21 protein-coding genes and 1 pseudogene are annotated in these 26,535 nt (G+C 73.5%); 12 read left to right on the top strand and 10 right to left on the bottom strand.

From position 1 onward, the window contains the following. Nucleotides 1-15: 15 nt before the first annotated feature. On the top strand, nt 16-1,401 hold the full coding sequence (locus AC07GB_RS04820; RefSeq protein ID WP_478841798.1) for an ABC transporter ATP-binding protein: 1,386 nt from the start codon (nt 16-18) through the stop codon (nt 1,399-1,401). Between the two features lie 43 nt (nt 1,402-1,444). On the opposite strand, the gene AC07GB_RS04825 is transcribed toward AC07GB_RS04820, so the two are convergent. Beyond that, the gene (locus AC07GB_RS04825; RefSeq protein WP_478841799.1) at nt 1,445-2,083 is read right to left on the bottom strand and encodes an NAD(P)-dependent oxidoreductase; all 639 of its coding nucleotides are present in this window, start codon (nt 2,081-2,083) and stop codon (nt 1,445-1,447) included. A gap of 38 nt (nt 2,084-2,121) precedes the next feature. Beyond that, the gene (locus tag AC07GB_RS04830) at nt 2,122-3,060 is read right to left on the bottom strand and encodes an EamA family transporter (protein ID WP_478841800.1); all 939 of its coding nucleotides are present in this window, start codon (nt 3,058-3,060) and stop codon (nt 2,122-2,124) included. Between the two features lie 78 nt (nt 3,061-3,138). Between AC07GB_RS04830 and AC07GB_RS04835 the strand changes: the two genes are divergently transcribed. After that, nucleotides 3,139-4,047: a LysR family transcriptional regulator gene (locus AC07GB_RS04835; protein WP_478842055.1), complete on the top strand. Its 909-nt coding sequence runs from the start codon at nt 3,139-3,141 to the stop codon at nt 4,045-4,047. A 7-nt stretch (nt 4,048-4,054) separates the two neighbouring features. Here AC07GB_RS04835 and AC07GB_RS04840 read toward each other — a convergent pair whose 3' ends face one another. The 3 genes from AC07GB_RS04840 to hppD all read right to left on the bottom strand — a co-directional run bounded on the left by AC07GB_RS04840 (nt 4,055) and on the right by hppD (nt 6,939). Beyond that, the gene (locus AC07GB_RS04840) at nt 4,055-4,483 is read right to left on the bottom strand and encodes an ArsR/SmtB family transcription factor (RefSeq protein ID WP_478841801.1); all 429 of its coding nucleotides are present in this window, start codon (nt 4,481-4,483) and stop codon (nt 4,055-4,057) included. Nucleotides 4,484-4,622: 139 nt separating this feature from the next. Beyond that, the gene (locus AC07GB_RS04845; protein WP_478841802.1) at nt 4,623-5,750 is read right to left on the bottom strand and encodes an alpha-hydroxy acid oxidase; all 1,128 of its coding nucleotides are present in this window, start codon (nt 5,748-5,750) and stop codon (nt 4,623-4,625) included. 64 nt (nt 5,751-5,814) lie between these two features. After that, nucleotides 5,815-6,939, bottom strand: a complete 1,125-nt coding sequence (gene hppD / locus AC07GB_RS04850) for a 4-hydroxyphenylpyruvate dioxygenase (protein WP_478841803.1) — start codon at nt 6,937-6,939, stop codon at nt 5,815-5,817. 202 nt (nt 6,940-7,141) lie between these two features. On the opposite strand from hppD, the gene AC07GB_RS04855 reads away from it, so the two are divergent. Beyond that, a complete protein-coding gene (locus tag AC07GB_RS04855; RefSeq protein ID WP_478841804.1) occupies nt 7,142-8,494 on the top strand; it encodes an aminotransferase-like domain-containing protein in 1,353 nt (450 codons plus the stop codon). Between the two features lie 43 nt (nt 8,495-8,537). Here the strand turns inward: AC07GB_RS04855 and AC07GB_RS04860 are convergent, their stop codons facing one another. After that, nucleotides 8,538-9,563, bottom strand: a complete 1,026-nt coding sequence (locus tag AC07GB_RS04860; protein ID WP_478841805.1) for a LacI family DNA-binding transcriptional regulator — start codon at nt 9,561-9,563, stop codon at nt 8,538-8,540. A gap of 297 nt (nt 9,564-9,860) precedes the next feature. On the opposite strand from AC07GB_RS04860, the gene AC07GB_RS04865 reads away from it, so the two are divergent. From AC07GB_RS04865 to pulA, 7 genes and pseudogenes are all read left to right on the top strand, one after another. Continuing rightward, nucleotides 9,861-11,132, top strand: coding sequence for an extracellular solute-binding protein (locus tag AC07GB_RS04865; protein ID WP_478841806.1), 1,272 nt, complete (start codon nt 9,861-9,863; stop codon nt 11,130-11,132). Nucleotides 11,133-11,134: 2 nt separating this feature from the next. Further along, complete coding sequence (locus tag AC07GB_RS04870) at nt 11,135-12,139, top strand: carbohydrate ABC transporter permease (protein ID WP_478841807.1); 1,005 nt, start codon at nt 11,135-11,137, stop codon at nt 12,137-12,139. After that, entirely contained in the window at nt 12,136-12,993 is an 858-nt protein-coding gene (locus tag AC07GB_RS04875) for a sugar ABC transporter permease (RefSeq protein ID WP_478841808.1), read from the top strand. The genes AC07GB_RS04870 and AC07GB_RS04875 overlap by 4 nt, the downstream gene beginning before the upstream one ends. A gap of 37 nt (nt 12,994-13,030) precedes the next feature. Continuing rightward, on the top strand, nt 13,031-14,686 hold the full coding sequence (locus tag AC07GB_RS04880) for a glycoside hydrolase family 13 protein (protein WP_478841809.1): 1,656 nt from the start codon (nt 13,031-13,033) through the stop codon (nt 14,684-14,686). Beyond that, nucleotides 14,683-15,708 (top strand): LacI family DNA-binding transcriptional regulator, encoded by a 1,026-nt coding sequence (locus tag AC07GB_RS04885; protein WP_478841810.1) that lies wholly within the window; start codon nt 14,683-14,685, stop codon nt 15,706-15,708. The genes AC07GB_RS04880 and AC07GB_RS04885 overlap by 4 nt, the downstream gene beginning before the upstream one ends. Before the next feature lie 125 nt (nt 15,709-15,833). Further along, nucleotides 15,834-17,237 (top strand): annotated as a pseudogene (locus tag AC07GB_RS04890) (alpha-amylase); the annotation flags it as partial. A gap of 56 nt (nt 17,238-17,293) precedes the next feature. Further along, entirely contained in the window at nt 17,294-19,924 is a 2,631-nt protein-coding gene (pulA, locus tag AC07GB_RS04895) for a pullulanase-type alpha-1,6-glucosidase (protein ID WP_478842056.1), read from the top strand. Here the strand turns inward: pulA and AC07GB_RS04900 are convergent. The 3 genes from AC07GB_RS04900 to AC07GB_RS04910 all read right to left on the bottom strand — a co-directional run bounded on the left by AC07GB_RS04900 (nt 19,850) and on the right by AC07GB_RS04910 (nt 22,958). Beyond that, nucleotides 19,850-20,812 (bottom strand): dihydrodipicolinate synthase family protein, encoded by a 963-nt coding sequence (locus AC07GB_RS04900; protein WP_478841811.1) that lies wholly within the window; start codon nt 20,810-20,812, stop codon nt 19,850-19,852. The genes pulA and AC07GB_RS04900 overlap by 75 nt on opposite strands. Before the next feature lie 44 nt (nt 20,813-20,856). Further along, a complete protein-coding gene (locus AC07GB_RS04905) occupies nt 20,857-22,176 on the bottom strand; it encodes an aminotransferase class I/II-fold pyridoxal phosphate-dependent enzyme (protein WP_478841812.1) in 1,320 nt (439 codons plus the stop codon). A 185-nt stretch (nt 22,177-22,361) separates the two neighbouring features. Further along, complete coding sequence (locus AC07GB_RS04910) at nt 22,362-22,958, bottom strand: TetR/AcrR family transcriptional regulator (RefSeq protein WP_478841813.1); 597 nt, start codon at nt 22,956-22,958, stop codon at nt 22,362-22,364. Between the two features lie 144 nt (nt 22,959-23,102). On the opposite strand from AC07GB_RS04910, the gene AC07GB_RS04915 reads away from it, so the two are divergent. Then, nucleotides 23,103-23,540 carry a nuclear transport factor 2 family protein gene (locus AC07GB_RS04915; protein WP_478841814.1) on the top strand — a complete coding sequence of 146 codons (438 nt, stop codon included), beginning with the start codon at nt 23,103-23,105 and terminating at the stop codon, nt 23,538-23,540. On the opposite strand, the gene AC07GB_RS04920 is transcribed toward AC07GB_RS04915, so the two are convergent. Continuing rightward, nucleotides 23,521-24,654 carry an amidinotransferase gene (locus AC07GB_RS04920; protein ID WP_478841815.1) on the bottom strand — a complete coding sequence of 378 codons (1,134 nt, stop codon included), beginning with the start codon at nt 24,652-24,654 and terminating at the stop codon, nt 23,521-23,523. The genes AC07GB_RS04915 and AC07GB_RS04920 overlap by 20 nt on opposite strands. Nucleotides 24,655-25,161: 507 nt before the next feature. Between AC07GB_RS04920 and AC07GB_RS04925 the strand changes: the two genes are divergently transcribed. Beyond that, nucleotides 25,162-26,529 carry an MBL fold metallo-hydrolase gene (locus AC07GB_RS04925; protein WP_478841816.1) on the top strand — a complete coding sequence of 456 codons (1,368 nt, stop codon included), beginning with the start codon at nt 25,162-25,164 and terminating at the stop codon, nt 26,527-26,529. Nucleotides 26,530-26,535: the final 6 nt, after the last annotated feature.

Here is a 26,535-nt window from a genome sequence, read left to right on the forward strand (position 1 = left end):
ACTGGAGCCTCCCTGATGGCACTCAAGGCCCTCCGCGCCCTGCGCACCCCGACCCCCCGCCCCGCCGCCCGGCCCCCGCGCGCCGCCGACGGCGACGTCCTGCTCGAAGCCACCGGCCTGACCAAGTCCTACGCGGGCGCCGACGGGGAACTGCCCGTGCTCGCCGGGGTCGACCTGAAGATCCGAGCCGGTGAAATCGTCGCCCTGCTCGGCAAGTCAGGCTCGGGCAAGTCCACGCTGCTGCGCTGCCTCGCCGGCCTCGTCCCGGCAAGCTCCGGCTCCGTCTCCTACCGCGGCGAGCCGCTGACCGGCGCCAACCCGGGCACGGCCATGGTCTTCCAGACCTTCGCGCTGCTCCCGTGGCTGACGGTGCAGCAGAACGTGGAACTCGGCCTCGAGGCGCGCGGTGTGCCCGCCGGCGACCGGGCCCGCGCCGCCGTCCAGGCCATCGACCTGATCGGCCTCGACGGCTTCGAGTCGGCCTACCCCAAGGAGCTGTCCGGCGGCATGCGGCAGCGCGTCGGCTTCGCCCGCGCCCTCGTCGTCGAGCCGGACGTGCTGATGATGGACGAGCCGTTCTCCGCGCTCGACGTGCTGACCGCAGAGAACCTGCGCGGCGAGCTGATGGAGCTGTGGGAGTCCGGCCAGTTCCCGACCCGGGCCGTGGTCCTGGTGACCCACAACATCGAAGAGGCCGTCCTGATGGCCGACCGCGTCGTCGTCCTGGGCTCCCGCCCCTACGGCACCGTCCGCGAGACCATCGAGGTCGGCCTGGACCGCCCGCGTGACCGCGACGCGCCCGCCTTCGAGGAGCTGATCGACCGCGTCTACCGGGTCATGACCGGGCGCCCCCGCGAATCCCGGCTGCCCGGCCGCTCCGGGGCGGCGGAGCCGGACCGGCGCACCGTCGCCACCACCCCGCTGCCCCCGGCCACCGTCGACGGCCTGTCCGGCCTCGCCGAGACGGTCGCCCACCGGGGCGGGAGCTGTGACCTCGCCGACCTCGCCGACGACCTCGGCCTGGACGTCGACGACCTGCTCCCGCAGGTCGACGCGCTCGACCTGCTCGGCTTCGCCCACGTCAGCGGCGACGACCTCGTCCTGTCCGACGAGGGCGCCGCGTTCGCCGGGGCCGACGTCCAGACGTCCAAGCCGCTGTTCGCCCGCGCCGCCCTGGAGGTCCCGCTGGTGAAGCTGGTCACCAACAGCCTGCGCCGGCACCCCGACGGAACCGTCCGCGCCGGCTACTTCCGCGACCTGCTCGCCCACCACTTCACGAGCGAGCAGGCCGAACGGCAGCTGGAGACGGCCACCGACTGGGGCCGGTACGCGGAGCTGTACGCCTACGACGCGGGCTCCGAGGAGTACCGGCTCGACGACGCGGACGAGAGTGCCCCGTAGGCGCGGGCAGCCGCGCGACCGGCCACGTCGGGCCCGCAGGCCCTCAGGCGGCGGCGACCGTCATGTGGCGCTCCGGGCCGGGCGACTCCAGCTCGTCGACCACGGCGACCGCCAGGTCCTCCGCGCTGATCCACGAGCGCCCGTCCGCGCCGGTGAGGAGGGTGTCGGTGCCGCGCACATAGCGGCCGGTGCGGTCGCCGGGTTCGAGCAGGGCCGGAGGGCTCAGATAGACCCAGTCGCTCCCGGTGTGCGCCTGGCAGGCCCGCAGCTGGGCCACCCCGGCGGCGGCGACGGCCGTCACCGCCGCGGGCACGTACGCCGGGTCGTCGGCGACCAGCAGGCCCTCCCCGCCCGGGCTGCGCAGCGCGCCCGCGCCCCCGACCACCAGGACCCGCAGGCCGAGCCGCGCGGCGCTGTCGAGGACCGTCCGCGTGGCCCCGACCAGGAACTCCTGGTCGACCGGCATGGTCCGCAAGGTCACCACGACCGCGTCCGCCCCGGAGGCGGCGAGGGCCGCGCGCAGGGCCTCCGGGTCGCCGGCGTCCACCGCGACCGGGGTCACGTGCGGGTCGCCGACCGCGGGCTTCCGGGACAGGGCGAGCACCCGGTGCCCGCGCGCCCCGGCTTCTGTGAGGACCCGGCTGCCCACCATCCCGCTGGCGCCGAGCACGGCGATCGTCATACCTGCCTTCATGGAACCTGCCCTCTTCATCGAGGTGTTCATCGCGTCCGTTCTCCTTGCGTCAGGGTTTTCGTACGGGGGCGTGGGGGAGTGAGCTGCGCGGCGAGCAGGGCCGCGAGGGCGAGGACGAAGCCGAGGCTCTGCGTCAGGTTGAGGGACTCGCCGAGCGCGACGCCGACGACGGTGGCGACCAGCGGCGAGAGGAGCACCAGCGGCGCGGACGCGCCGACCGGCAGCTCGCCGACGCCGCGGAACCACAGTGCGAACGAGACGACTCCGCCCATGCCGCCGAGCCACAGGTAGCCCGCCACGGCTCCGCCGTCGATCCCGTGCGGCAAGCCCTCCACGACCAGGGTGAGCGGGAGCAGCAGCAGCCCGCCCGCGGTCAGTTGCCAGCCCGCCAGGGTCAGCGGGCCGGCCCCCGCGGGGCGGCCCCAGCGCTTGGTGAGGACGATTCCGCCGGCCATGCCCGCCGTACCGCCGAGGACGGCGAGGACGCCGACGACGTCCAGGCGGGCCTGCGGGCCGAGCACGACGAGCCCTACGCCGAGCACGCCGAGCGCGCCCCAGGCCCACTGCCAGGCGGACGGCCGGTCGCTGAGGACCACGATGGAAAGCCCGGCGACCAGCAGCGGCTGCGTGGCGCTGAGGGTGGCGGCCACCCCGCCGGGCAGCCGCTCGGCCGCGAGGAACAACAGGGGGAAGAGCGCGCCGATGTTGAGCGCGCCCAGGACGGCGGCCTTCCACCACCAGTCCCCGCGCGGCAGGACGCGGGTGACCGCGAGGGCGAGAAGGCCGGCGGGCAGGGCGCGCATCAGGCCTGCGAACAGCGGCTGCCCCGGCGGCAGCAGCTCCGTGGTCACCGCGTACGTGGTGCCCCAGGAGGCGGGAGCGAGTGCGGTCAGCGCGACGGTCGACACACGTGGCGCCGATGAGGCCCGCGAGGGGGTCGGTGACCGCTCGGTCAGGGTTGGCATGCGAGGAGTCTCGGGTCAGGACCGCCATGACTCCAAAGCATGGTTGTCATCACAGCCATGAACGAGGACGATGATCGTGTGGACCTCCAGCAGATGCGGTACGTCGTCGCCGTCGCCGAGACCCGGAACTTCACGCGCGCGGCCGAGCGGTGCGCCGTGGTGCAGTCGTCCCTCAGCCACCGGATCGCCGGTCTGGAACGGGAGCTGGGGGTCAAGCTGTTCGCCCGGTCCAGCCGCCGCACGGAGCTGACCAGCGCGGGGGAGGCGTTCCTCGTCGGCGCGCGGGCGTGTCTCGCCGCCGCGGACCGCGCGGCCGCCGACGCCGCCGCGGCGTCGGGCGTGGTGCGCGGCAGGCTCGCCGTCGGTGTGATCGTGACCACGGCGGCCGTCGACGTGGCCGAACTGCTCCAGCGCTACCGCGCCCGGCACCCGGACGTCCGCGTCTTCCTGCGGGGCGGACGCAGCGACGAGCTGACGGCCGCGGTCCGCAGCGGCGACCTGGACATCGCCTTCCTCGGCCTGCCGGAGGGCGATCTGCCCTCCGGGGTGGAGACCCTCGTCCTCGACCACGACGAGCACGTGCTCGTGGTGCCCGCCGGGCACCGGCTCGCGGGCGCCGGCCGGGTCACGCTGCGGGAGATCGCGGGGGAGACGTTCGTGGACTTCGCGGCGGGGTCGCCCGCCCGGGCCCAGTCCGACCAGGCGTTCGCCGCGGCCGGGCTGGTCCGTGACGTGGCGTACGAGGCCCAGGTCGCCCTGATGGCCGGGCTCGTCGCGCGGGGCCTCGGGGTCGCGCTGCTGCCGTCGGCGTTCGTCCGGCCGGTGGCCGCGGCCGATCCCGCACTGGCCCTCGTCCCGGTCGTCGACGGGCCGCGGCGCGTGGAGTACCTGGTGTGGAGCCGGTTCAACCCCAGCCCGGCGACCCGGGCCCTGCTCGGTGTGCTCGGCGTGCCCGGCCTCGGCGGGCCGGAGGCGCCCCCGTCCTGACCGGCGGTCAGTGCTCGGTCGCCGGGCGGCGGCGCGCGGCACGGGCCGCTCGTCCTCGCGGCGCGCGGGCGGGCGCCGTCCGCTCGGCCGCCTGCTCCGCGGCGGTGGTGTCGGCGGCACCGGTCCCGGCCCGCGCCGTCGAGGCCTGGGCCACCAGGGCCGCCTCTTCGAGGAGGCCGCCCACGTCCGTGGCGCGGTAGTAGATCCGGGTGCCCTCGCGGCGCGGCACCACGAGGCCGGCCGCCCGCAGCTTCGCCAGATGCTGGGAGGTCGCCGCCACATGGGCGCCGAGCAGCTCCGCGAGCGCGCTGACGGGCAGCTCCTGCCGGCTGAGGGCCCACAGCAGCCGGTAGCGGGAGGGGTCGGCCACTGCCTTGAGCACTGCCACGGCCCGGTCGGCGGCCGCCGCGTCCCACGACTGTCCTTGCGCGTCCATGCAAGTAGAGTACGTCGACTCCCGCGCGGGCGAGCACCTGCCGCCGCGGGCTCCGGGGTCTCGCCCGCCGATATCCTCGGCGTGACGTTCGGGTCCCGTACGGATTTCGGCGCGCTGCTCCCGTTCGTCGAGCTGCGGCTCAGGGCAGCCGCGTCACGTCCAGTTTCCGTGCCGCGTCCACCTCCGCGCAGCCCGCGAGGCCGAGGGCGTCCCGGAGTTCGGCCGCCAGCAGGTCGAGGACCCGGCGCACCCCGGACTCCCCGCCCACTGCGAGGCCCCACAGCGCAGGCCTGCCCACCAGGACCCCGTCGGCGCCCAGGGCCAGGGCCTTGAGCACGTCCACGCCGCCGCGGACGCCGCCGTCGAGCAGCACCTCGCAGCCGCCGCCCGCCGCCGCGACGGCCTCGGCGACGGCGGGCAGCGCCACCACGCCGGGCAGCGCGCCGTCGAGCTGGCGTCCGCCGTGGTTGGACACCACGACCGCGTCCACGCCGAGCCGCACCGCGCGTGCCGCGTCGGCCGGCGCGAGCACGCCCTTGAGGATCAGCGGAAGCCGCGTCAAGGAGCGCAGTTCGGCCACGTCCGACCACGTCAGGGCCGCGGAGAACGCGGTGGCCGTGTGCGCGGCGACGGCCGAGCCGCGCCCCGGCGCCCGGTGCGCGGCCGAACGGGCCCCCGCGTCGAGGTGCGCGGCACGCACGTGCCCGGGCAGCGCGAAGCCGTTGCGCTCGTCCCGCGCCCTGCGGCCCATCCATGGCACGTCCACGGTGAGCATGAGCGCGGCGCAGCCCGCGTCCTCCGCCCGGCGCGCGAGGTCGAGGGTGCGCCCCGGCTCGCGCAGCCAGTAGAGCTGGAACCACACCGTGCCGCCGGCCGCCGTGACCTCCTCCACGGGCACGCTGCTGAGGGTCGCGACCGTGAACGGCACGCCCGCCGCACGCGCCGCCCGCGCGGCGGCCAACTCCCCTTCGGGGTGCAGCAGCCGCTGATAGGCGACCGGTGCGACCGCGACCGGCAGCCGCGCCGGACGCCCGAGCAGCGTCGTGTCCGTCGAGCACGCCGAGACGTCCCGCAACACCCGCGGCGTGACGTAGAGACGGTCGAACGCCTCCCGGTCGGCCGCCAGCGTGCGCTCGCGGCCGCTGCCGCCGGCGACGAAGTCCCGTACGTCGTGCGGCAGTACGGCCGCGGCGGCCCGCTCCATGTCGTCGAGGTCGTACACGTCGTCGAGGTCGCACGCCGTGGATATGTCGCGCACATCGGACATGCCATGCACACCGGGCGTGTCATGCGCACCGGGCGTGTCTTCGAGGGCGTCCGCCGCCCCGCCGTCAGCCTCCGGCACGGCGGCCCGTCCGCTCCAGCTCCACGGCCTCGTACAGCGCCTTGATGTTGGCACTGCCGAACGTCCGCGCGCCCTGGCGCTCGATGACCTCGTAGAAGAGCGTGCCGCGCGGGTGCGCGGAGGCGGTGAAGATCTGGAAGAGCTGGCCGCCGTGGTCCTCGTCCACGAGCAGGTTCGTGGCGCGCAGGTCGTCGAGGGCGTGCGTCCTCACGTCGATCCGCTCGTCGAGCAGGTCGTAGTACGTGCCCGGGGTCGTCAGGAACGTCACGCCGCGTGCGGCGAGGGCGTGCACCGCACGGACCGCGTCGGCCCCGGAGAACGCCAGGTGCTGCACGCCCGGCCCGTGGTGGCTCTTGAGGAACTCGTCGATCTGGCCCGGCTGCGCCCGCGGGTCGGGCTCGATGAGCGTCAGCGTGACCGCGCCGGTGACCGCGCTCTGCACCACCTTGGACTCCATCGCCTGCGCGCCGACGACGATGCGCTCCTGGAAGATCTCCCGGAACCCGAACGCGCGCCGGTAGAACATGGCCGTCGCGTCCAGGTCGCCCGCCTCCAGGCACACCGCGATGTGGTCGACCTCCACGAGCCCCACACCCCCATCGAGCCCGTCGCACCCGTCGCGGGGCTCCGGAGCCGGTACGAACCCGGCCGGGAGGCCGGGGCCCGCGCCGGGCGCGCGCTGCACCAGCGTGTGCGTCACGTCCCCGAAGCCGCCGACGGCGGCCGTGACGGCCGGCCCCCCGCCCGAGTGCCGCGTGGGCCCGCGCACCGGGCGCGCCCCGCCCGCCACCGCCCGGGCGAAGGCGGCGGACACGTCGGCGGTGCGCAGCGCGATGTCGGCCACGCCGTCGCCGTGCGTGCTGACGTACGTGGACGCCGGATGCCGCTCGGACATCGCCGCCGTCAGGACGAGAGTCGTGCGGCCCTGGCGCAGGGCGACACCGCGGTGCTCGCGACTGCCTCCGGTGCCGACGACGGTGAAGGCGTAACGGTCGACCCAGTCGGCCACCGCGGCGTCCAGGTCCTCGACGTACAACTCGACGTGGTCGATGGTCAGATCCGTGACCCCGGGGAGGTCACCTGCCATGGCCTGTTCGGGTGAAACCGTCATGAGGGTTCCTCGCGCTTCCTCTTCCGTGGTGTGTCTTTACCGCCGGGCGGGGAGGCCGAATACTTCTCGTGCGGCCCCGATCGTACGGTCGTGCGCAGGACCGCCGCATCCGTGGAAGTGGAACGGGCGGAAAGCGGGCCGCGCGCCGCTGCGGCCCCTTGTCGTGTCCGCCTCCGAAAACCGCTGCCGATGAAGGACTCAGGTGAGGGAAATCCTGGAATCGGAAATCGTCCGCGCCGCGTTGGACGCGGCCACCCTGCACGCCTCGCTCGGCGATACGTCGATGGAATCCATGAACCTCCTGAACGAGGTGGCGGGCACGTACCCGGACGCGATCTCCTTCGCGGCGGGCCGCCCCTACGAGGGCTTCTACGACGTGGAGCTGATCCACACGTACCTGCGGACGTTCTGCGCGCACCTGCGTGCCGACCGCGGCATGAGCGAGACCGCCGTGGCCCGTGCCCTGTTCCAGTACGGCGACACCAAGGGCATCATCGCCGACCTCGTCGCGCGCGGCCTCGCCGTGGACGAGGGCATCGAAGCCGACCCGGAGTCGGTGGTCGTCACCGTCGGCTGCCAGGAGGCGATGTTCCTGGTCCTCCGCGCCCTGCGGGCCGGGGACCGGGACGCGCTCCTCGCGCCGAGCCCCACCTACGTCGGCCTGACCGGCGCCGCCCTCCTCGCCGACCTGCCGGTGCTTGCCGTGCGCACCGGGGAACACGGCATCGACCTCGACGACCTGGTGGACCAGTTGCGCCGGGCGCGCGCCGCGGGCCGGCGCGTCCGCGCCTGCTACGTCACGCCCGACTTCGCCAACCCCGTGGGCGTCAGCATGCCGGTCGCCGACCGGCACCGGCTCCTCGACCTCGCCGCCGCCGAGGACCTGCTGCTCCTGGAGGACAACGCGTACGGGCTGCTGAACAGCGCCGCCGAGCGGCCACCCACACTGAAGGCCCTCGACACGCGGCAACGCGTCGTCTACCTGGGCTCCTTCGCCAAGACCGGGATGCCGGGGGCCCGCGTAGGCTATGTCGTCGCCGGGCAGCGGGTGACCGGGGGGCGCGGCGGCAGCACCCTGCTCGCCGATGAACTCTCGAAGATCAAAAGCATGCTGACCGTCAACACCCCGCCGATCGTCCAGGCGGTCATCGGCGGCAAGCTGCTCTCCCACGGTTGCAGCATGGCCGCAGCCAACCGCCGTGAGACGGAGGTCTACCGGCGCAACCTCCAGCAGGTCCTCGACGGCCTGGGCCGGCGCCTCGGGGACCGCGCGGGCGTCAGCTGGAACGCGCCGACGGGCGGCTTCTTCATCGTCGTCACCGTCCCCTTCACCGTCGACGACGCGCTCCTCGCCCACGCGGCCCGCCGCCACGGAGTGCTCTTCACACCCATGCGCCACTTCTACGGCTCCACCGCGGGCCACCACCAACTGCGCCTGTCCATCAGCACGTTGACGCCCGACCGGATCGAGCAGGGCCTGGACCGGCTCGCCGCGCTCGTCGACGAGTGCCTGGCCGAGGCGGCGGGCCCCAGGGAGCCGGGGGCCGTTCCGTGAGCGGCCGCCCTCGCGGTGCCGACGACGAGCCGGGCCCCGCAGCTCAGGCCCGGCCGCGACCCGACGCCGTGGAGCCGCGCACCACAAGCTCCGGCAGGAAGACGAACTCGCTGTGCGGGGCGGGCGTGCCGCCGACCTCCTCCAGGAGGGTGCGCACCGCCGCCTGCCCCATGGCCTGCACGGGCTGGCGGACCGTGGTCAGCGGCGGGTCGGTGAAGGCGATGAGCGGGGAGTCGTCGAAGCCCACCACCGAGAGGTCGCGGGGCACGTCCAGGCCCTGCTGCCGGGCGGCGCGGATCGCGCCGAGCGCCATCATGTCGCTGGCGCAGACGATGCCCGTGCAGCCGCGCGCGATCAGCGCTGCCGCGGCGGCCTGGCCGCCCTCCAGGGTGTAGAGGGAGTGCTCGACCAGGGCGTCGGCCTCCTCGGTGGTGAGGCCGAAGCGCTCGCGCATGCCGAGGCGGAAGCCCTCGATCTTGCGTACCACTGGCACGAACCGCCGGGGGCCGACCGCGAGTCCGACGCGCGTGTGGCCGAGCGAGGCCAGGTGCCGCACGGCCAGCTGGGCCGCCGCCCGGTCGTCCGCTGACACGAAGGGCGCGTCGACCTCGGGGGAGAAGCCGTTGACCAGGACGTGCGGGACGCCCTTGGCGCGCAGTGCCGCGTACCGCCCCATGTCCGCTGTGGTGTCGGCGTGCAGCCCGGAGACGTAGATGATCCCGGCGACCCCGCGGTCCACCAGCATCTCGGTCAGCTCGTCCTCCGTGGAGCCGCCCGGGGTCTGGGTGGCGAGCACCGGCGTGTAGCCCTGGCGGGTCAGGGCCTGCCCGATGACCTGGGCGAGCGCGGGGAAGATCGGGTTGTCCAGCTCGGGCGTGATCAGGCCGACCAGGCCCGCGCTGCCGTGGCGGCGCAGCCGGACGGGCCGTTCGTAGCCGAGCACGTCGAGTGCGGCGAGGACGGCTTCGCGGGTGGCCGTGGCGACGCCCGGCTTGCCGTTGAGCACACGGCTGACGGTGGCTTCGCTGACCCCCGCCTGAGCTGCGATGTCGACGAGCCGCGCGGTCATGCACGGGACTGTACCCGGCGGCGCGCGCCTTGCCCACCGCTTGCGCAAGCTTGCGGCAAGCCCTGAAAGCCCGGCCGTGACCGGACCGGCACCCACAGGACACGCGGCGGTAACGATCGTCATCTCTTGCAGAAAAACACCGCAAGGTCTTTCGGGACGTTTTCAAGCCTGTTACGTTCCTGCCAACCCGGCGCCGCGTCGAGTGCGGCCGACAGGAGACGCCCCTTTCGTCTCCCCTTGTTCCGGGTCATCCCGGGATCACCCCGGGTCATTCCGGGTCCAGTTGAAGGAGTTCACATGCGGCGTGGCATAGCGGCCACCGCAGTGGTCGCCGCCCTGACGATGACAGCGGCGGCGTGCGGCGGCGACGACGGCGACAGCGGGAAGAAGAGCGGCGGCAAGCTGTCCGGCACCGTCACGTTCTGGGACACCTCGAACGACGCCGAGAAGGCCACGTACGAGAAGCTCGCCAAGGGCTTCGAGGACCTCCACCCCGGTGTCGAGGTCAAGTACGTCAACGTCCCCTTCGGCGAGGCCAACGCCAAGTTCAAGAACGCCGCGGGCGGCAACTCCGGCGCCCCCGACGTGATGCGCACCGAGGTCGCCTGGGTCGCCGACTTCGCCAACCTCGGCTATCTGGCCCCGCTGGACGACACCGCCGCGCTCGACAAGCCCGACGACTACCTGCCGCAGGCCGCCGCCAGCACCAAGTTCAAGGGCAAGACGTACGCGGCTCCGCAGACCATCGACACCCTCGCGCTCTTCTACAACAAGAAGATGCTCAAGGACGCGGGTGTCGAGGTCCCCAAGACCTTCGACGACCTGAAGTCCGCCGCCAAGAAGATCAAGTCGAAGTCCGGCAAGACCGGGCTCTACCTGCGCGGCGACGACCCGTACTTCTACCTGCCGTACCTCTACGGCGAGGGCGGTGACCTCCTGGACACCAAGAAGAAGGAGATCACCGTCGACGACGCCGAGGGCGCCAAGGCCTTCGAGGTCATGAAGGACCTCGTGGACTCCAAGGCCGCCGTGACCGACGCGAGCGACGGCTACAACAACCAGCTCAACGCCTTCAAGGACGGCGACGTGGCCATGGCCCTCGACGGCCCCTGGTCCATCGAGGGCGCCCTCCAGGGCAAGCAGTTCAAGAGCGCCAAGACCAACCTCGGCGTCGCCCCGGTCCCCGGTGGCAGCGTACGGCAGGCCTCGCCGCAGGGCGGCTGGAACCTCGCCGCGTACGCCGGCTCGAAGAACCTGGACGCCTCCTACGAGTTCATCAAGTACATGAGTTCCGCGAAGGTCCAGCAGCAGACCACCGAGAAGCTCAGCCTGCTGCCGACGCGCACCTCGGTCTACGAGGTGAAGTCCGTCAAGGACAACCAGATGGTGCAGTTCTTCAAGCCCGCCGTCGACAAATCCGTCCAGCGCCCCTGGATCCCCGAGGCCAACTCGCTGTTCGAGCCGATCCGCCTCGAGATGCAGAAGGTGCTCAGCGGCAAGTCCTCGCCCGAGGACGGCGCCGAGGGCATCGGCGACGCCTACCGCAAGCTCCTCAAGGACTACAAGTAACGATGTCTGTCGAGAGCGGCCCCCGGGTCGCCCCGGCCGCGGACGCCCCGCGCGTCCGCGGCCGCGGCCCCCGCAAGAACCCCGGACGCCTGCGCAGGGCGCTGAGCACGTACTGGTACGCCTGGGCCATGGTCGCCCCCGTGGTGATCGTCATCGGCGTCATCGTCGGCTACCCCCTGGTGCGCGGCATGTACCTGTCGACGACGAACGCCAACGAGGCGAACGTCGAGCGCACCATCGGCGTCAACCACATCCCGGCGACCTACGACTCCGTCGGCCTGGACAACTACAAGGCGATCCTCGACGACGGCGTCTTCTGGGACCGCCTGACCTGGACCGTGGTGTGGACGGTGTCCTGCGTCGCTCTGTCGTTCGCGATCGGCCTGGTCCTCGCGAACATGCTCAACCGCAAGCTCAAGGGCCGCTCCTTCTACCGGATGGCGCTGATCCTGCCCTGGGCGGTGCCCGCCTTCGTCTCCGTCTTCACCTGGCGGCTGCTCTTCAACGAGAAGAAGGGCCTCCTCAACGCCGTCCTCGAAGGCGGCGGCTTCGACGCGATCCCCTGGCTGAACGACCCCACCTGGGCGAAGCTCTCGGTGATCGCCGTGAACGTCTGGCTCGGCGTGCCGTTCATGCTCGTCGCCATGCTCGGCGGGCTCCAGTCCATCCCCGGCGAGCTGTACGAGGCCGCCGAGATGGACGGCGCGAGCGCCTGGCAGCGCTTCCGCTACGTCACCCTGCCGGGCCTCAGGCCCGTCGCCACCACCGTGGTCCTCATCAGCGCCATCTGGACCTTCAACATGTTCCCTGTGATCTTCCTGCTCACCCGGGGCGGACCGGGGGACGCCACCGAGATCCTGGTGACGTACGCCTACCGCCTGTCGTTCGTCGTCAGCCCCCGCGACTTCGCCGGGTCCGCGGCCTGGGGCGTGCTCATCCTGCTGCTCCTTTCGCTCTTCGCGGTGGTCTACCGCCGCGCGCTCCGCAAGCAAGGAGAGGTGTGGTGACGAAAGTGGCCCCGAAGAAGGTCAGGGCGCGCGGCGAGCGCGGACCGCTCGCCTCCGTCGCCCTGCACACCACCCTGCTGATCGCCGGCCTCATCGCGGTCCTGCCGCCCCTGTGGCTGCTCGTCACCTCGTTCAAACCCCAGAGCGAGGCGTTCTCGACCGCGCTGGTCAAGGACTTCACCTTCGCCAACTACGACCACGTCCTGAACGACACCAAGTTCCTCGACTGGGTCGGCAACTCCCTGTTCGTCGTCGGCCTGACCACCGTCATCGGCGTGTTCATCTCCGCGACCACCGGGTACGCGGTCAGCCGGTTCAAGTTCCCCGGCATGCGGCCCCTGATGTGGCTGCTGCTCATCACCCAGATGTTCCCGGTCGCGGTGCTCATCGTGCCGCTGTACAACCTGCTCGCGAGCCTGGAGCTGCTCAACCAGCCCATGGGCCTCGTCCTCACCTACCTGACCATCGCGGTGCCCTTCAGCGCCTGGATGATGAAGGGGTACTTCGACACCATCCCGGTGGAGATCGACGAGGCGGGCCGCGTCGACGGGCTCAACCCGTTCGGCACCTTCTGGCGGCTCATCCTGCCGCTGGCCAAGCCCGGCCTCGCCGTCACCGGCTTCTACAGCTTCATCACCGGGTGGGCCGAGGTCGCCTACGCCTCCGCGTTCATGACCGGCGAGGAGAACCTCACCCTCGCGGGCGGCCTCCAGACCTTCGTCAACCAGTACACCAGCGACTGGGGTTCACTGACGGCCGCGGCCGTGATCGTGGCCGTGCCCGCCGCGGTCATCTTCGGCCTCGTGCAGCGCCACCTCGTCTCCGGGCTCACGGCCGGCGCGACGAAGTCCTGACGCTCCCCAGCAACCGCCACCACTCCTCAGGGAAGACATGACCCACCATCTCGCTGCCCCCGCCGCCGACCACGCCTCCGGTACGCGTACGGACTGGTGGCGCGAAGCGGTGATCTACCAGGTCTATCCGCGCAGCTTCGCCGACGGCGACGGCGACGGCATGGGCGACCTCGCGGGCGTCCGCACCCGCCTGCCGTACCTGAAGGACCTCGGAGTCGACGCCGTCTGGCTCAGCCCGTTCTACGCCTCCCCGCAGGCCGACGCGGGCTACGACGTCGCCGACTACCGGGCCATCGACCCCATGTTCGGCACCCTGGACGACGCCGACGCCCTGATCCGCGAGGCGCACGCCCTCGACCTGCGTGTCATCGTCGACCTGGTGCCCAACCATTCCTCCGACCGGCACGACTGGTTCCGGCGTGCCCTCGCGGACGGCCCCGGCTCCCCGCTCAGGGACCGCTACCACTTCAGGCCCGGCAAGGGCACCGACGGCGAACTGCCGCCCAACGACTGGGAGTCCATCTTCGGCGGGCCCGCCTGGACCCGCACCGACGACGGCGACTGGTACCTCCACCTGTTCGCCCCCGAACAGCCCGACTTCAACTGGGACCACCCCGCCGTCCGCGACGAGTTCCGCTCCATCCTGCGCTTCTGGCTCGACCGGGGCGTCGACGGCTTCCGCGTCGACGTCGCCCACGGCCTGGTCAAGGCCGCCGGCCTGCCCGACATCGGCCGCCGCGACCAGCTGAAGCTGCTCGGCAACGACACCATGCCGTTCTTCGACCAGGACGGCGTGCACGAGGTCTACCGCGACTGGCGGCAGGTCCTCGCCGAGTACGCCGACGACAAGGTCCTGGTCGCCGAGGCCTGGACCCCGACCGTGGAGCGCACGGCCCTGTACGTGCGCCCCGACGAAATGCACCAGGCCTTCAACTTCCAGTACCTGGGCACGCACTGGGACGCCGCCGGGCTGCGGGCGGTCATCGACTCCTCGCTCGCCGCGATGCGGCCCGTCGGCGCCCCGGCCACCTGGGTCCTGTCCAACCACGACGTCACCCGGCACGCCACGCGGTTCGCCAACCCGCCGGGCCTCGGCACCCAGCTGCGCACCCCCGGTGACCGCGCGCTCGGCCTGCGCCGCGCCCGCGCCGCCACCCTCCTGATGCTGGCCCTGCCCGGCTCGGCGTACCTCTACCAGGGCGAGGAACTGGGCCTTCCCGACGTCACCGACCTGCCCGACGAGGTGCGCCAGGACCCGTCGTTCCACCGCGCGCAGGGCCAGGACGGCTTCCGCGACGGCTGCCGCGTGCCCCTGCCGTGGACCAAGGACGGCTCCTCGTACGGATTCGGCGCGGGCGGCAGCTGGCTGCCGCAACCCGAGGGCTGGGGCGAGCTGAGCGTCCAGGCGCAGACCGGCGACCCCGCGTCGACCCTGGAGCTGTACCGCGAGGCTCTGCGGGTGCGCCGGGCCCGCACCGGACTCGGCGCGGGCGACGCCCTCCAGTGGCTGGACGCGCCCGAGGGCGTCCTCGCGTTCCAGCGCGCGGACTTCGTGTGCACCGCGAACACCACGGGAGCCGCCGTGACCCTGGCCGTGCCCGGCCACACGCTCCTGGCCAGCGCGGACGTGGAGACGGCGGGCGACGGCACGGTCGAGCTGCCCGCCGACACCACCGTCTGGTGGGCCGTGTGACGACCTCCCCGCGGCTCGCGGACATCGCCGCGCAGGCCGAGGTCAGCGAGGCCACCGCGAGCCGCGTGCTCAACGGCAAGGTGGGCGTCGCCGCGGCCACCCGGCGCCGGGTGCTCGCCGCCCTCGACGTCCTCGGCTACGAGCGCCCGGTGCGCCTCAAACGCCGCAGCGCGGGCCTGGTGGGCCTGGTCATCCCCGAGCTGACCAACCCGATCTTCCCGGCCTTCGCCCAGGTCGTCGAGCAGGTCCTCGCCGGGCACGGCTACACGCCCATGCTCTGCACCCAGCTGCCGGGCGGCGCCACCGAGGACGAGCTGGTCGAACAGCTGGAAGCGCGCGGCGTCAGCGGCATCGTCTTCCTGTCCGGGCTGCACGCCGACACCACGGCCGACCCCGGGCGCTACCTCGAACTGGCCGGGCGGGGCGTGCCGTTCGTACTCATCAACGGCTACAACCCGCACGTCCCCGTCTCCTTCGTCTCGCCCGACGACCGGTCCGCCATGCGGATGGCCGTGCGCCATCTGGCGGACCTCGGCCACGAGCGGATCGGCCTCGCCGTCGGCCCGAGCCGCTACGTGCCCTCGCGCCGCAAGGCGGAGGGCTTCGCCGCGGCCCTGCACGAGCACGTCGGCCTGGCGCAGGGGGAGGCCGAACCGCTCGTGCGGAACACGCTGTTCACCGTCGAGGGCGGTCACGCGGCGGCCAGCGCGCTCCTCGACGCGGGCTGCACGGCAGTGGTGTGCGGCAGCGACATGATGGCGCTCGGCGCGGTACGGGCCGCCCGCCAGCGCGGGCTCACGGTGCCCGGCGACGTGTCGGTGGTCGGCTTCGACGACTCGCCGCTCATCGCCTTCACGGACCCGCCGCTGACCACGGTGCGCCAGCCCGTGCAGGCGATGGCGTCGGCGGCCGTCGGCGCCCTCCTTGAGGAGATCGACGGAAACCCCGTGCAGCGCACGGAGTTCGTCTTCCAGCCCGAGCTGGTCGTGCGCGGCTCCACGGCGGCCGTACGCCGCGGCTGAGGGGTTTCCGCCCGGTGACGGGAGTGTGTCCGAAGGGTTGACCGGGGTTGTTGAGCGCCGTACGGTCACGGCGCAAACGGCGTTGCAATCTTTCTGCAACAACCTTCAACCCCCCAGGAGGACCCGTGACACCCCCCAGCAGCGGCACGCGCCGCGGCCGGCCAGGCACCGTGGCCCTGGCCCTCCTCGCGGCCGTCGGCGGCGTCGTCGTGGGCGCGGCCCCGCAGGCGCAGGCGGCCCCGCCCGGCGGCAAGGACGTCACCGCGGTGCTCTTCGAGTGGAGATTCGACGCGGTGGCCAGGGAGTGCGCCGGCCGGCTCGGCCCCGACGGCTACGGCTTCGTCCAGGTGTCGCCGCCGCAGGAACACATCCAGGGCCCCCAGTGGTGGACCTCGTACCAGCCCGTCAGCTACCGGATCGCCGGGCGCCTCGGGAACCGCGCTGCCTTCAAGAAGATGGTCGACACCTGCCACGGCGCGGGCGTCAAGGTCGTCGTGGACACCGTCATCAACCACATGGCGGCCGGGAACGGCACCGGCACCGGCGGCTCGTCGTACACGAAGTACGACTACCCGGGCGTCTACTCCCGCCCCGACTTCGACAACTGCACCGCGCCGATCAGCAACTACCAGGACCGCTTCAACGTCCAGGAGTGCGAACTCGTCGGCCTCGCCGACCTGGACACGGGGGAGGACTACGTACGCGGCCGCGTCGCCGCCTACCTGAACGACCTGCTCTCCCTCGGCGTCGACGGCTTCCGCGTGGACGCGGCCAAGCACATGGCCGCCGCCGACCTGAAGAACATCAAGGCGCGCCTGACCGACCCGGGCGCGTACTGGAAGCAGGAGGCCATCCACGGCGCGGGCGAGGCGGTCTCGCCGGACGAATACGTGGGCAACGGCGACGTGCAGGAGTTCCGCTACGCCCGCGACCTCAAGCGCGTCTTCCGGAGCGAGAAGCTCGCCTACCTGAAGAACTACGGCGAGGGCTGGGCCTACATGCCCTCCGGCAAGGCGGCCGTGTTCGTCGCCAACCACGACACCGAGCGCGGCGGCGACACCCTCACCTACAAGGACGGCGCCGACCACACCCTGGCCCATGTGTTCATGCTCGCCTGGCCCTACGGATCCCCGGACGTGCACTCCGGCTACGAGTTCACCGACCGCGACGCGGGCCCGCCGAACGGCGGCCGGGTGGAGGCCTGTTACCGCGACGGCTGGAAGTGCCAGCACGCCTGGCCCGAGGTCCGCAGCATGGTCGAGCTGCGCAACACCGCGCGCGGCACCGGCGTGACCCACTGGTGGGACAACGGCGACGACGCCATCGCCTTCGGCCGGGGCGACAAGGCGTACGTCGTCGTCAACCACGAGGGGACCGCGCTGAACCGCACCTTCCAGACCTCGCTGCCCGCGGGCAACTACTGCGACGTGCAGAGTGGCCGGAAGGTCAGCGTGAACGGCTCGGGCCGGTTCACCGCGTCCGTGGCGCCGAACACCGCCCTCGCCCTGCACACCGGCGCGAGGAGCTGCTGATGTCCCGCTCCTCCCTGACGGCGGCGGTGGCGCTCGCCCTGCTCGCCACCGCCGTGCCCCTCGCCTCCTCCGCCGCGTCGGCGGCGCCCCGGAGCGCGACGGTCGACCTCACGACATCTCGCGCGCATTGGATAGACCGTTCTACCGTCGCCTGGGACATCAACGGCTCCGGCGGCCACGACGCCGAGGTGCTGTACGCGCGCGACGGCGGGCTCGCCACGGACGGCGGCGAGATCAGCGGAAAGGCCGAGCGCATCCGCCTCGCCCCCGTCCCCGGCGGCCTCACCGGCGCGCAGCGCGCCGCGTACCCCCACTTGAAGGACTACGCCGCCTTCCGCGTGGACCCGCGTGACCGGGGCCGCGTCCGCACGGCCCTGACCGGGCAGCTCGCCGCCGTCCTGCGCGAGGCCGACGGCACCGCGCGCGCCGCCACGGGCGTGCAGGTCCCGGGCGTCCTCGACGACCTCTACGCGCGCGCCGCGACCAAGGCGGACCTCGGCCCCGTCTTCCGGCACGGCCGCCCTCGGCTCGCCGTGTGGGCGCCCACCGCCCAGGACGTCCGGCTCGACATCGACGGCCGCAGCGTTCCGATGCGCCGCGACGCGGCCTCCGGCGTGTGGTCGGCCACCGGACCCGAGAGCTGGACGGGCAAGCCGTACCGGTACGCCGTGAAGGTCTGGGCGCCCAGTGTGCGCGAGGTGGTCACGAACAAGGTCACCGACCCGTACGCGACCGCCCTGACCGCCGACTCCCGGCGGGCCCTGGCCGTCGACCTGGACGACCCCGCGCTCGCGCCCCGGGGCTGGAAGGACCTGCGCAAGCCGGCCCCGGTCCCGCTGCGCGCCGCGCGCATCCAGGAGCTACACGTGCGGGACTTCTCCGTCGCGGACCGCACGGCCCGGCACCCGGGGCAGTACCGGGCGTTCACCGACACCCGCTCCGCAGGGATGCGGCACTTGCGCAAGCTGGCCCGCGCCGGGACGTCGTACGTCCATCTGCTGCCCGTGTTCGACGTCGGCACGGTCCCCGAGCGCCGCGCCGACCAGGAGCGGCCCGACTGCGACCTGCCCGCCGCCGCGCCCGACTCCGAGGCGCAACAGGCGTGCGTGGCGCGGACCGCCGCGAAGGACGCCTACAACTGGGGCTACGACCCGCTGCACTACACGGTGCCCGAGGGGAGCTATGCCGGCGACCCCGAAGGCACCCGGCGCACGGTCGAGTTCCGCGAGATGGTGCGGGGCCTCAACCGCGCGGGACTGCGCACCGTGATGGACGTCGTCTACAACCACACCGTGGCGAGCGGCCAGAGCGACAAGTCCGTCCTGGACAGGATCGTGCCCGGCTACTACCAGCGGCTGCTCGCCGACGGGACCGTCGCCACCTCCACCTGCTGCGCCAACACCGCGCCCGAGCACGCCATGATGGGCAAGCTCGTCGTCGACTCCGTCGTCACCTGGGCCCGCGCGTACAAGGTCGACGGCTTCCGCTTCGACCTCATGGGCCACCACCCGAAGGCCAACATCCTCGCCGTGCGCGAGGCCCTGGACGCGCTGACCCCCGCGAAGGACGGCGTCGACGGCAAGAAGATCGTCCTGTACGGGGAGGGCTGGAACTTCGGCGAGGTCGCCGACGACGCCCGCTTCGTCCAGGCCACGCAGCGGAACATGGCGGGCACGGGCATCGCCACGTTCTCCGACCGGGCCCGTGACGCGGTGCGCGGCGGCGGCCCCTTCGACGCGGACCCGCGCGTGCAGGGCTTCGCGAGCGGCCTGTACACCGACCCGAACGCCTCGCCCGCCAACGGCGACCGCGCCGCGCAGAAGGCCCGGCTCCTGCACTACCAGGACCTCATCAAGGTCGGCCTCACCGGCAACCTGGCGGCGTACGCCTTCACCGACTCGTCGGGCCGCGCCGTCAAGGGCGCGGACGTCGACTACAACGGCGCCCCCGCGGGCTACGCGGCCGCCCCCGGCGACGCCCTGGCCTACGCCGACGCCCACGACAACGAGACGCTGTACGACGCCCTCGCCTACAAGCTCCCTGCGTCCACACCGGCCGCCGACCGGGCCCGCGCCCAGGTCCTCGCGATGGCCACGGCCACGCTCGCGCAGGGCCCCGAGCTGTCCCAGGCCGGCAGCGACCTGCTGCGCTCCAAGTCCCTGGACCGCAACTCCTACGACAGCGGCGACTGGTTCAACGCCGTCCACTGGGACTGCCGCGACGGCAACGGCTTCGGCCGCGGCCTGCCCCCGGCCGCCGACAACAAGGACAAGTGGCCCTACGCGAAGCCGCTCCTGGCCGACCGGGCCCTCACGCCCGGCTGTGCGGAGATCAGCGGCGCCTCCGCCGCCTACCGCGACCTGCTGCGGTTGCGCACCACGGAGCCCGTGTTCTCCCTGGCGACGAGCGAACGGGTCCAGGAGGAACTGGCCTTCCCGCTGTCCGGCACGGCGGGCGAGACGCCCGGTGTGATCACGATGCGCCTCGGCGACCTGGTGGTGGTGTTCAACGCCACGCCGCGCGAGCAGACACAGCGCGTGGCCGGGCTCAAGGGAACGCCGTACGCCCTGCACCCCGTCCAGGCGCGCGGCGCGGACCCCGTGGTCAAGTCAGCCGCCTACGCGAGGGGTTCGGGCACCTTCCACGTGCCCGCCCGCACGGTCGCGGTCTTCCGGCGCGGCTGACCCCAGGCCGAGCCCGTCCAGGACCGCGACGAGCCGGTCGCGGTCCGCGGGGGCGAGGCCGCGCAGCGGCCGGGGCAGGTTCGGCTCCGACGCGAGGCCCAGGTGGGCGGCCGCGGCCGACATGACGCGCAGTCCGCCGTGGCGCCGGAACAGCTCCCACAGCGGTTCGAGGCGCGCGGAGCGGGCGGCTGCCCCGGCCGCGTCCCCGCTCCGCGCCGCCCGGGTGAGCGCGAGGGCCGTGCCGGGGAACAGGCCGCCGAGGACCGAGTACCACACGTCGCAGCCCGCGCCCAGGCCGGTGGCCGCCGACCAGTCGCCGCTGACGCCGAGCGAGACCGTGTCCGGGACCAGCGCCCGCAGCCCGGCGACGCGCTCGCGGGCCGCTGCCGGATCGCCGGGCACCGGCGGGATCTTGATGGCGGCGACGTTCGGCAGCCGCGCTATGCGGCCGTGGAGTTCGTCGCTGAAGTCCACGTGGGTGGTGCGCGGGTTGTCGTACACGCACAGCGGCACGGACAGCTCCCGCGTCACGTCCTCGTAGAGGCCGAACACCTCGTCGTCGCCGAGCGGCTGATACGTCATCGGGGCGAGCAGCACCGCCGCCGCGCCGGCCTTCTGCGCGTCCTCGGCGTGCGCCAGGACCTGCGCGGTGCGCAGGGCGCCGATCCCGACGAGGACCGGGGTGCCCCCGGCCGCGTCGACGGCGACGCGCGCGGCCCGGGCGCGCTCCTCGCGGGACAGATAGGCGTAGCCGCCGGTGGAGCCGAGCGCGCCGATCGAGTCCACCCCCGCGGCGGCGAGGCGCGCGACGAGTCCGGCGTACGCCCGCTCGTCGATGCCCGACTCGTCGGTGGGGGTGAGGGGGAAGGCGCTGAGGCCGGTGAACATGACGGGAGGTCCCTTCTGCGGAGGATGCGCGGGCCCGGGGCGGGTCACGCGGCGTGCGGATGGTCGAGGGCGGCGGCCAGGTCGGCGGCGAACCGCCGGGCCAGCGGCTCGGTGAGCGTGGCGGTCGTGACCCGCAGCGCCTGCCGCGGGGTCGGCCCCGCGGCGAAGAGGTCGCCGGGCCGCACCGCCCAGCCGCGGCGCGCCAGCGCGTCGACGACGGGCCGGGCCCGCTGGTCCAGGTCCACCCAGACGTTCAGGCCGTCGGGCCGGTGGGCGGCGGGGGCGCCGATGCCGTGCGCGGCCAACTCCCCGGCCAGGAGTGCGGCGCGCTCGGCGTAGGCGCGGCGCGCCCGGGCGTGCAGGGCCCGCACGTCCGGGTCGCACAGCAGCTCGCGGGCGATGTGCTGGAGCAGCAGGCTCACCCACATCGTGCCCGCGCTCAGCCGGGTCTCCAGGCGCCGGGCCGTCTCCCCGTCGGTGGCGACGAGGGCGAGGCGCAGGTCGGGTCCGAGGAACTTCGACACCGAGCGCACCAGCGCCCACCTGGCCGTCCCCGCAGGCGTGACGCGGAGGTACGGCACGGCGGAGACGGCCGAGAAGTGGTCGTCCTCGACGACCAGGACCCCGGGGTGCCCGGCCAGGACGGCGCGCAGTTCGGCGGCCCGCCCGACGGTCAGGCTCGCGCCGGTCGGGTTGTGGGCGCGCGGCGTGCACACCACCGCGCGCGCCCCGGACTCCAGGGCGGCGCGCAGCGCCTCCGGGCGCATCCCCGCGTGGTCGACCGCGACCGGTGCGGTGCGGTAGCCGTTCAGGCGCAGCGTGCCGATGCTCGCGAGGAAGCACGGGTCCTCGACGGCCACGGCGTCGCCGCGCGTGAGGTGGGCGTTGAGGAGGCGCTCCGTGGCGTCCGCCGCGCCGTTCGTCACCAGGACCCGGAACGGGCGGTCCGGCAGGTCCTCGGCGAAGCGCCCGCTCGCCCACTTCACGAGGCCGGGGTCGACGGCGGGCGCGCCGTACAGCGGCTGCCGGTAGCCGCCGCGCCCGGCCGCCGCGCGCACGTCGGGCAGCAGCAAGGGATCGGGGTTGCCGCTGGCCAGGTCGGTGAGGCCGCTGTTGAACCCGGCGCCCTCGCGGGCGAGGTGCGGCGTCCCGGCCACCACGGTCCCGCCGCGCCCGTGGGTCTCGGCCACCCCGGCGACCACCAGCTGACGGTAGGCCGCCGCCACCGTGTTCCGGTTCACGCCGAGGTCGGCCGCGAGGGCGCGTACCGGCGGCAACGGGTCCGCCGAGCGCAGCTCTCCGGCCGCGATCAGGTCCCGCACGCTGTCCGCGATCTCCATGGCTGTCGCCCCGTGGATCGGCACGGCCACCCCCTCCACCGCTCGGCCAGGCTTTGTCCTGTGTCAAACATAGGATTGTCCTATGCCAAAAGCAATGGGTGGGCGGCCGCCGACCACGTGCACGCGCGGGTCCGCGGTGAGGTGATCTGTCACGCCCGTCCCTGTCAGCCGAGTGCGAGCCGCGACAGGTCGCCGACGCGCCGGCTTCCCTAGGAGGGCTCCGTGGAGCCGAGGACCCGCAGGACCGTCGTGCGCAGCGCGGCCCCGGCGTCCGCGGCAGGGACGCGCCCCGCGGCGACCTCGTCACCCGCGGCGTGCCCGAGCGCGACCGTCATGGCCACCAGCCAGCGCGGCGCGAGGCCCGGGGTGAACTCGCCCGCCTCCTGGCCCCGTTCGACGAGCCGGACGAGCCGCTCGGTCACGGGCTCGTGACGGGTCGCGTCGCGCTCCGCCGATCCGGCGGCCGAGGGCGCGTGGAGCAGCCATGGGTTGCCCGCGAACGACGACCAGGAGGCGTCGAGGAACCTCAACAGCGCCTGTGCGGCGGGCCCTTCGTCGAGCGCGGCGGCGTCCATGGCGGCGACCGTCTCCTCGGTGATCCGGTCGACGGCTGCCGCGAGGAGGTCGTCGCGGGAGGAGAAGTGGGCGTAGACGGTCTGCCGGGTCACGCCCGCCGCCTCGGCGACGGCCGCCATGCCCGCGTCCGGCCGCCGCCGCAGCAGGCGCACCGCCGAGTCCAGGACGGCGGCTCTGCTGCGCTCGGCGTCGGCGCGGCGGCGCCGGGGCGGTTCCGGGGGAGCCGTCATCTCTTACACCCTTGTCCAAGTTGTCAGAGGCTCATATCTTACAGAGGTGTCAGAGAACGTAGCTCGGCAGCGCCACTGCCTGGCCTCGCCTGCCGGGGCTCCGCAGCGTCACCGCCCGGCCCCCGTCCACCGGATCGGAGCGCCATGAAGCCACTCGCCGACACCACCCCCGAGCGGTTCGTCGCGGACTTCTTCACCTCCCTCACCGCGTCCACGGTCCGCGGCGACGCGCCGGAGTCCGTGATGGCCCGTCACTACACGCCGGACGTCGTGCAGATCAGCGACGGGGTGCGCCTCGACCACGACCGCCTCCTCGCCCATCTGCGCCCCGTGCGCAAGAACGTGGTCGGCTGGCGCTTCGACGTGCACGAGGCCGTCGCGGACGGCGGCCGGATCGCCGCCCGCCTGACCATCCACGCCCGCACCCGCAAGGGCGGTCCCACCGCCACCGAGGTGCACCTCTTCGGCGAGTTCACCGAGGACGGCAGGATGCGCGCAGCGCGCCAGCTCACCCGGCCCCTGCCCGTGGAGGAGGCCGCCGAGGACCCGGCGGGGCGGCCCCTCAGTCGACGTACGACGTGAGCGTGCCGCGACGGCGGACGTCGAGCGTGGCGCAGTGGAACGAGCCGCCGAACGGCGCGTAGTGCAGCAACTCGCAGGGCAGCGGCTCGAACCCCCAGCGTTCGAGCGCGCGGAGCATGCCGGTGTGGTGCCGCTCCGCGATGACCCGCTTCTCGTCCACCATGAGCACGTTCATGCTGAGCCAGGTGCCGCACATCGAGGTCAGCTTGAGCACGTTCTCGTCGATCGGGTCGGGCTCGGGCGCGACCAGGACGTCCCACGAGTCCAGGACGTCGGGCAGGTGGTCGACGTCGATGTACTCGGGGTTGACGAGCACCTTGCCGGGCGCGAGCGGCATGAACGTGGTGTCGATGTGCATGGGCGTGCGGCAGCGGCTCTGGATCTCGTGGACGCGGAAGCCGGGGCCGAGGTGGCGGCGCAGCCACTCGATGCCCAGGCGGTTGGTGACGTTGCTGCGCGTGACGAAGAGGTCCCGGCCCGCGCGGACGAAGTCCGCCGCGTCGAAGACCGGCTCGAACTCGTTGGTGATGTACCGCAGGGGCTCGCCCTCGCCGGGAGGCGTGAAGTCCTTCTCGAAGAGGTCGTCGGTGAGCTGGGGCCGGGGCGCGGCGGTCCAGCGGGCGCCGCGCCTGAAGTAGTCCTTGAGGAGCCCGCGGTAGGCGTGGCTCTCGAAGTACCGGCAGGGCCAGGCCATCGGGGCCTCGATGATCTCGTCGCCCACGACGAGCAGGCTGTCGCGCGGACAGGCCGTGCAGAAGCCGTGCGACGACCAGTGGGGGGTGCTGAAACCGGCCTTGTGGTCGACGACCTCCGGGCGGGTGACCGTGATGCCCAGGGACTCCAGGAGGTCGATGAACGCGTCGAGTTCGCGCTGCGCCGGCTCGACCAGCAGGCCCGGATACTTGAACCCGGCGGCGAAGCCCTGCAACCGGGCCGCCCAGGGCGGCATGTTGCAGGCCACGACCGGATCGCTGGCGGGGATCGTCGCGCCGTCCAGGCGCCCGACGACGACCTCCTCCAGGGGGTCCCACTCGGTGTACGAACAGACCGGCGAAACGGGACGTTCCGTCCCGCTCTCCGGTGTGTCGTCCCACACGTCGGATTCCGCCGCCATGGCGTGACCGCTGCTTTCGGTCGAGTGAAGTAGCGCCTTTTGTGTTGACATTTTACTTTTGCTCCACCTGTCCGTCGATTCGTCGGGCGACTCCACGACCGCACGCCGGAGCCGTCGCGCGGGCGGGCGGTCGCCGCCCCGCCGAAGGAGGAGCGTCGCCCCGGCCCGCTCGCGTGGCGCAACAGCGATGGCCGGTGCGGCAGTTGGGATTCCCTGTACGGGTATCGCGCGGGAGCGGCGTGAAACTGCGGAGGTGGCGGACGACCGCTCTTCGCCGTACACGGAACCGGCGCGCGCGGCCCGCGGTGTGCTCCGGAGTGCGCCACGGCGTGCACTCGGGGGTGCGCTTCGGGGCGCGCCACGAAGTGCGACCCGGGGGCGCGCCTCGACGTGCAATCCGGGGCGCGGCGCGGGGAAAGAACCGCGCCAACCTGAGCGGCGGCCGGAGTCGGAAATACCCCCCTGGGTATGCGGCGAGTATCCGCCGCCGCATGGGGAGGAGCCGCCGTGTTCGTCGTCGACACCCTGGAGTTCCCGGTCCTGGGCAACCACAGCTATCTGGCCGCGGGCCCCCGCACGGCCGTCGTGATCGACCCGCCGCGCGACATCGACCAGGTCATCGCCGCGGCGGCCCGCCGCGGCGTGCGGATCGCGTACGTCGCGGAGACCCACGTCCACAACGACTACGTGAGCGGCGGCCTGGAGCTGGCCCGCGTCACCGGCGCCCGCTACCTGGTCCCGGCCGGGGCCGCGGTGGCGTTCCCGCGCACCCCCGTCGCCGACGGCGACACGGTCACCGTGGACGAGGGCCTGGTGCTGCGCGCCCTCGCCACGCCCGGCCACACCCCGCACCACACGGCGTACGTCATGGAGGAGGGCGGCCGCGCGGTCGCGGCGTTCACCGGCGGCTCGCTCCTGATCGGCGCGGTGGGGCGGCCCGACCTCGTCGAGCCACGGCTCACCGAGCGCCTGGCCCGCGCCCAGCACGTGTCCGCGCACCGGCTCGCGGACACGCTCGACGACGCGGTGCGGCTCCTGCCCACGCACGGCTTCGGCAGCTTCTGCGCGTCCGGCCGGGCGACGGGCGAGGAGACCACCGTCGGCGCCGAACGGGCGGGCAACGCCGCCCTGACCCAGGACGTGGACACGTTCGTCGCCGAACTGCTCGCCGGGCTCGACGACGTCCCCGCGTACTACGCCCACATGGGCCCGGTCAACGCCGCGGGGCCCGCACCCGTCGACCTGACCCCGCCGGAGCCCGCGACCGCCGACCGGATCGCCGCGCGCCTCGCCGCGGGGGAGTGGGTGGTGGACCTGCGCCACCGCGCGGCCTTCGCCGCCGGGCACGTGCCGGGGTCCGTCAACGTCGAGGCCGAAGGGCAGCTCGCCACCTATCTGGCGTGGCTGCTGCCGTGGCGCAAGCCCGTCACCCTGCTCGCCGAGTCCGCCGGGCAACTCGCCCACGCCCAGCGGGAGCTGGTGCGCGTCGGCATCGAGCGCCCGGCCGCCGCCGCGACCGGGGACCCGCGCTCCTGGGTGGGCCCGGGCGAGCGCCTCGCGGCCGGCGCGTGCGCCACCTTCGCGGACCTCGCCGCGGCCCGCGCCGGGCGCGGCGACGTGGTCGTGCTCGACGTGCGCCGCGCCACCGAGCGCCGCGAGGCCCGTGTGGACGCTTCCGTGCACATCCCCGTCCACGAACTGCGCGACCGTCTGCGCGAGGTGCCGGACGGCGTGGTGTGGGTGCACTGCGCCAGCGGTACGCGCGCGACGATCGGGGCCTCCCTGCTCGACGCCGCGGGGCGGGACGTGGTCGTCGTCGACGACAGCTTCGCCGCGGCGGAGAAGGCGGGCCTCACCCTCCGTCGGCCGGACTGACCCGCC

The sequence above is a fragment of the Streptomyces sp. NPDC045778 genome, assembly GCF_056431945.1.

Excerpts from the sequence above, each read along its gene's own strand:
- AC07GB_RS04820 (WP_478841798.1), top strand. The coding sequence starts at position 16 with ATGGCACTCAAGGCCCTCCGCGCCCTGCGCACCCCGACCCCCCGCCCC.
- AC07GB_RS04825 (WP_478841799.1), bottom strand. The coding sequence starts at position 2,083 with ATGACGATCGCCGTGCTCGGCGCCAGCGGGATGGTGGGCAGCCGGGTC.
- AC07GB_RS04830 (WP_478841800.1), bottom strand. The coding sequence starts at position 3,060 with ATGCCAACCCTGACCGAGCGGTCACCGACCCCCTCGCGGGCCTCATCG.
- AC07GB_RS04840 (WP_478841801.1), bottom strand. The coding sequence starts at position 4,483 with ATGGACGCGCAAGGACAGTCGTGGGACGCGGCGGCCGCCGACCGGGCC.
- AC07GB_RS04845 (WP_478841802.1), bottom strand. The coding sequence starts at position 5,750 with ATGTCCGATGTGCGCGACATATCCACGGCGTGCGACCTCGACGACGTG.
- hppD (WP_478841803.1), bottom strand. The coding sequence starts at position 6,939 with ATGACGGTTTCACCCGAACAGGCCATGGCAGGTGACCTCCCCGGGGTC.
- AC07GB_RS04860 (WP_478841805.1), bottom strand. The coding sequence starts at position 9,563 with ATGACCGCGCGGCTCGTCGACATCGCAGCTCAGGCGGGGGTCAGCGAA.
- AC07GB_RS04865 (WP_478841806.1), top strand. The coding sequence starts at position 9,861 with ATGCGGCGTGGCATAGCGGCCACCGCAGTGGTCGCCGCCCTGACGATG.
- AC07GB_RS04870 (WP_478841807.1), top strand. The coding sequence starts at position 11,135 with ATGTCTGTCGAGAGCGGCCCCCGGGTCGCCCCGGCCGCGGACGCCCCG.
- AC07GB_RS04880 (WP_478841809.1), top strand. The coding sequence starts at position 13,031 with ATGACCCACCATCTCGCTGCCCCCGCCGCCGACCACGCCTCCGGTACG.
- AC07GB_RS04900 (WP_478841811.1), bottom strand. The coding sequence starts at position 20,812 with ATGTTCACCGGCCTCAGCGCCTTCCCCCTCACCCCCACCGACGAGTCG.
- AC07GB_RS04910 (WP_478841813.1), bottom strand. The coding sequence starts at position 22,958 with ATGACGGCTCCCCCGGAACCGCCCCGGCGCCGCCGCGCCGACGCCGAG.
- AC07GB_RS04915 (WP_478841814.1), top strand. The coding sequence starts at position 23,103 with ATGAAGCCACTCGCCGACACCACCCCCGAGCGGTTCGTCGCGGACTTC.
- AC07GB_RS04920 (WP_478841815.1), bottom strand. The coding sequence starts at position 24,654 with ATGGCGGCGGAATCCGACGTGTGGGACGACACACCGGAGAGCGGGACG.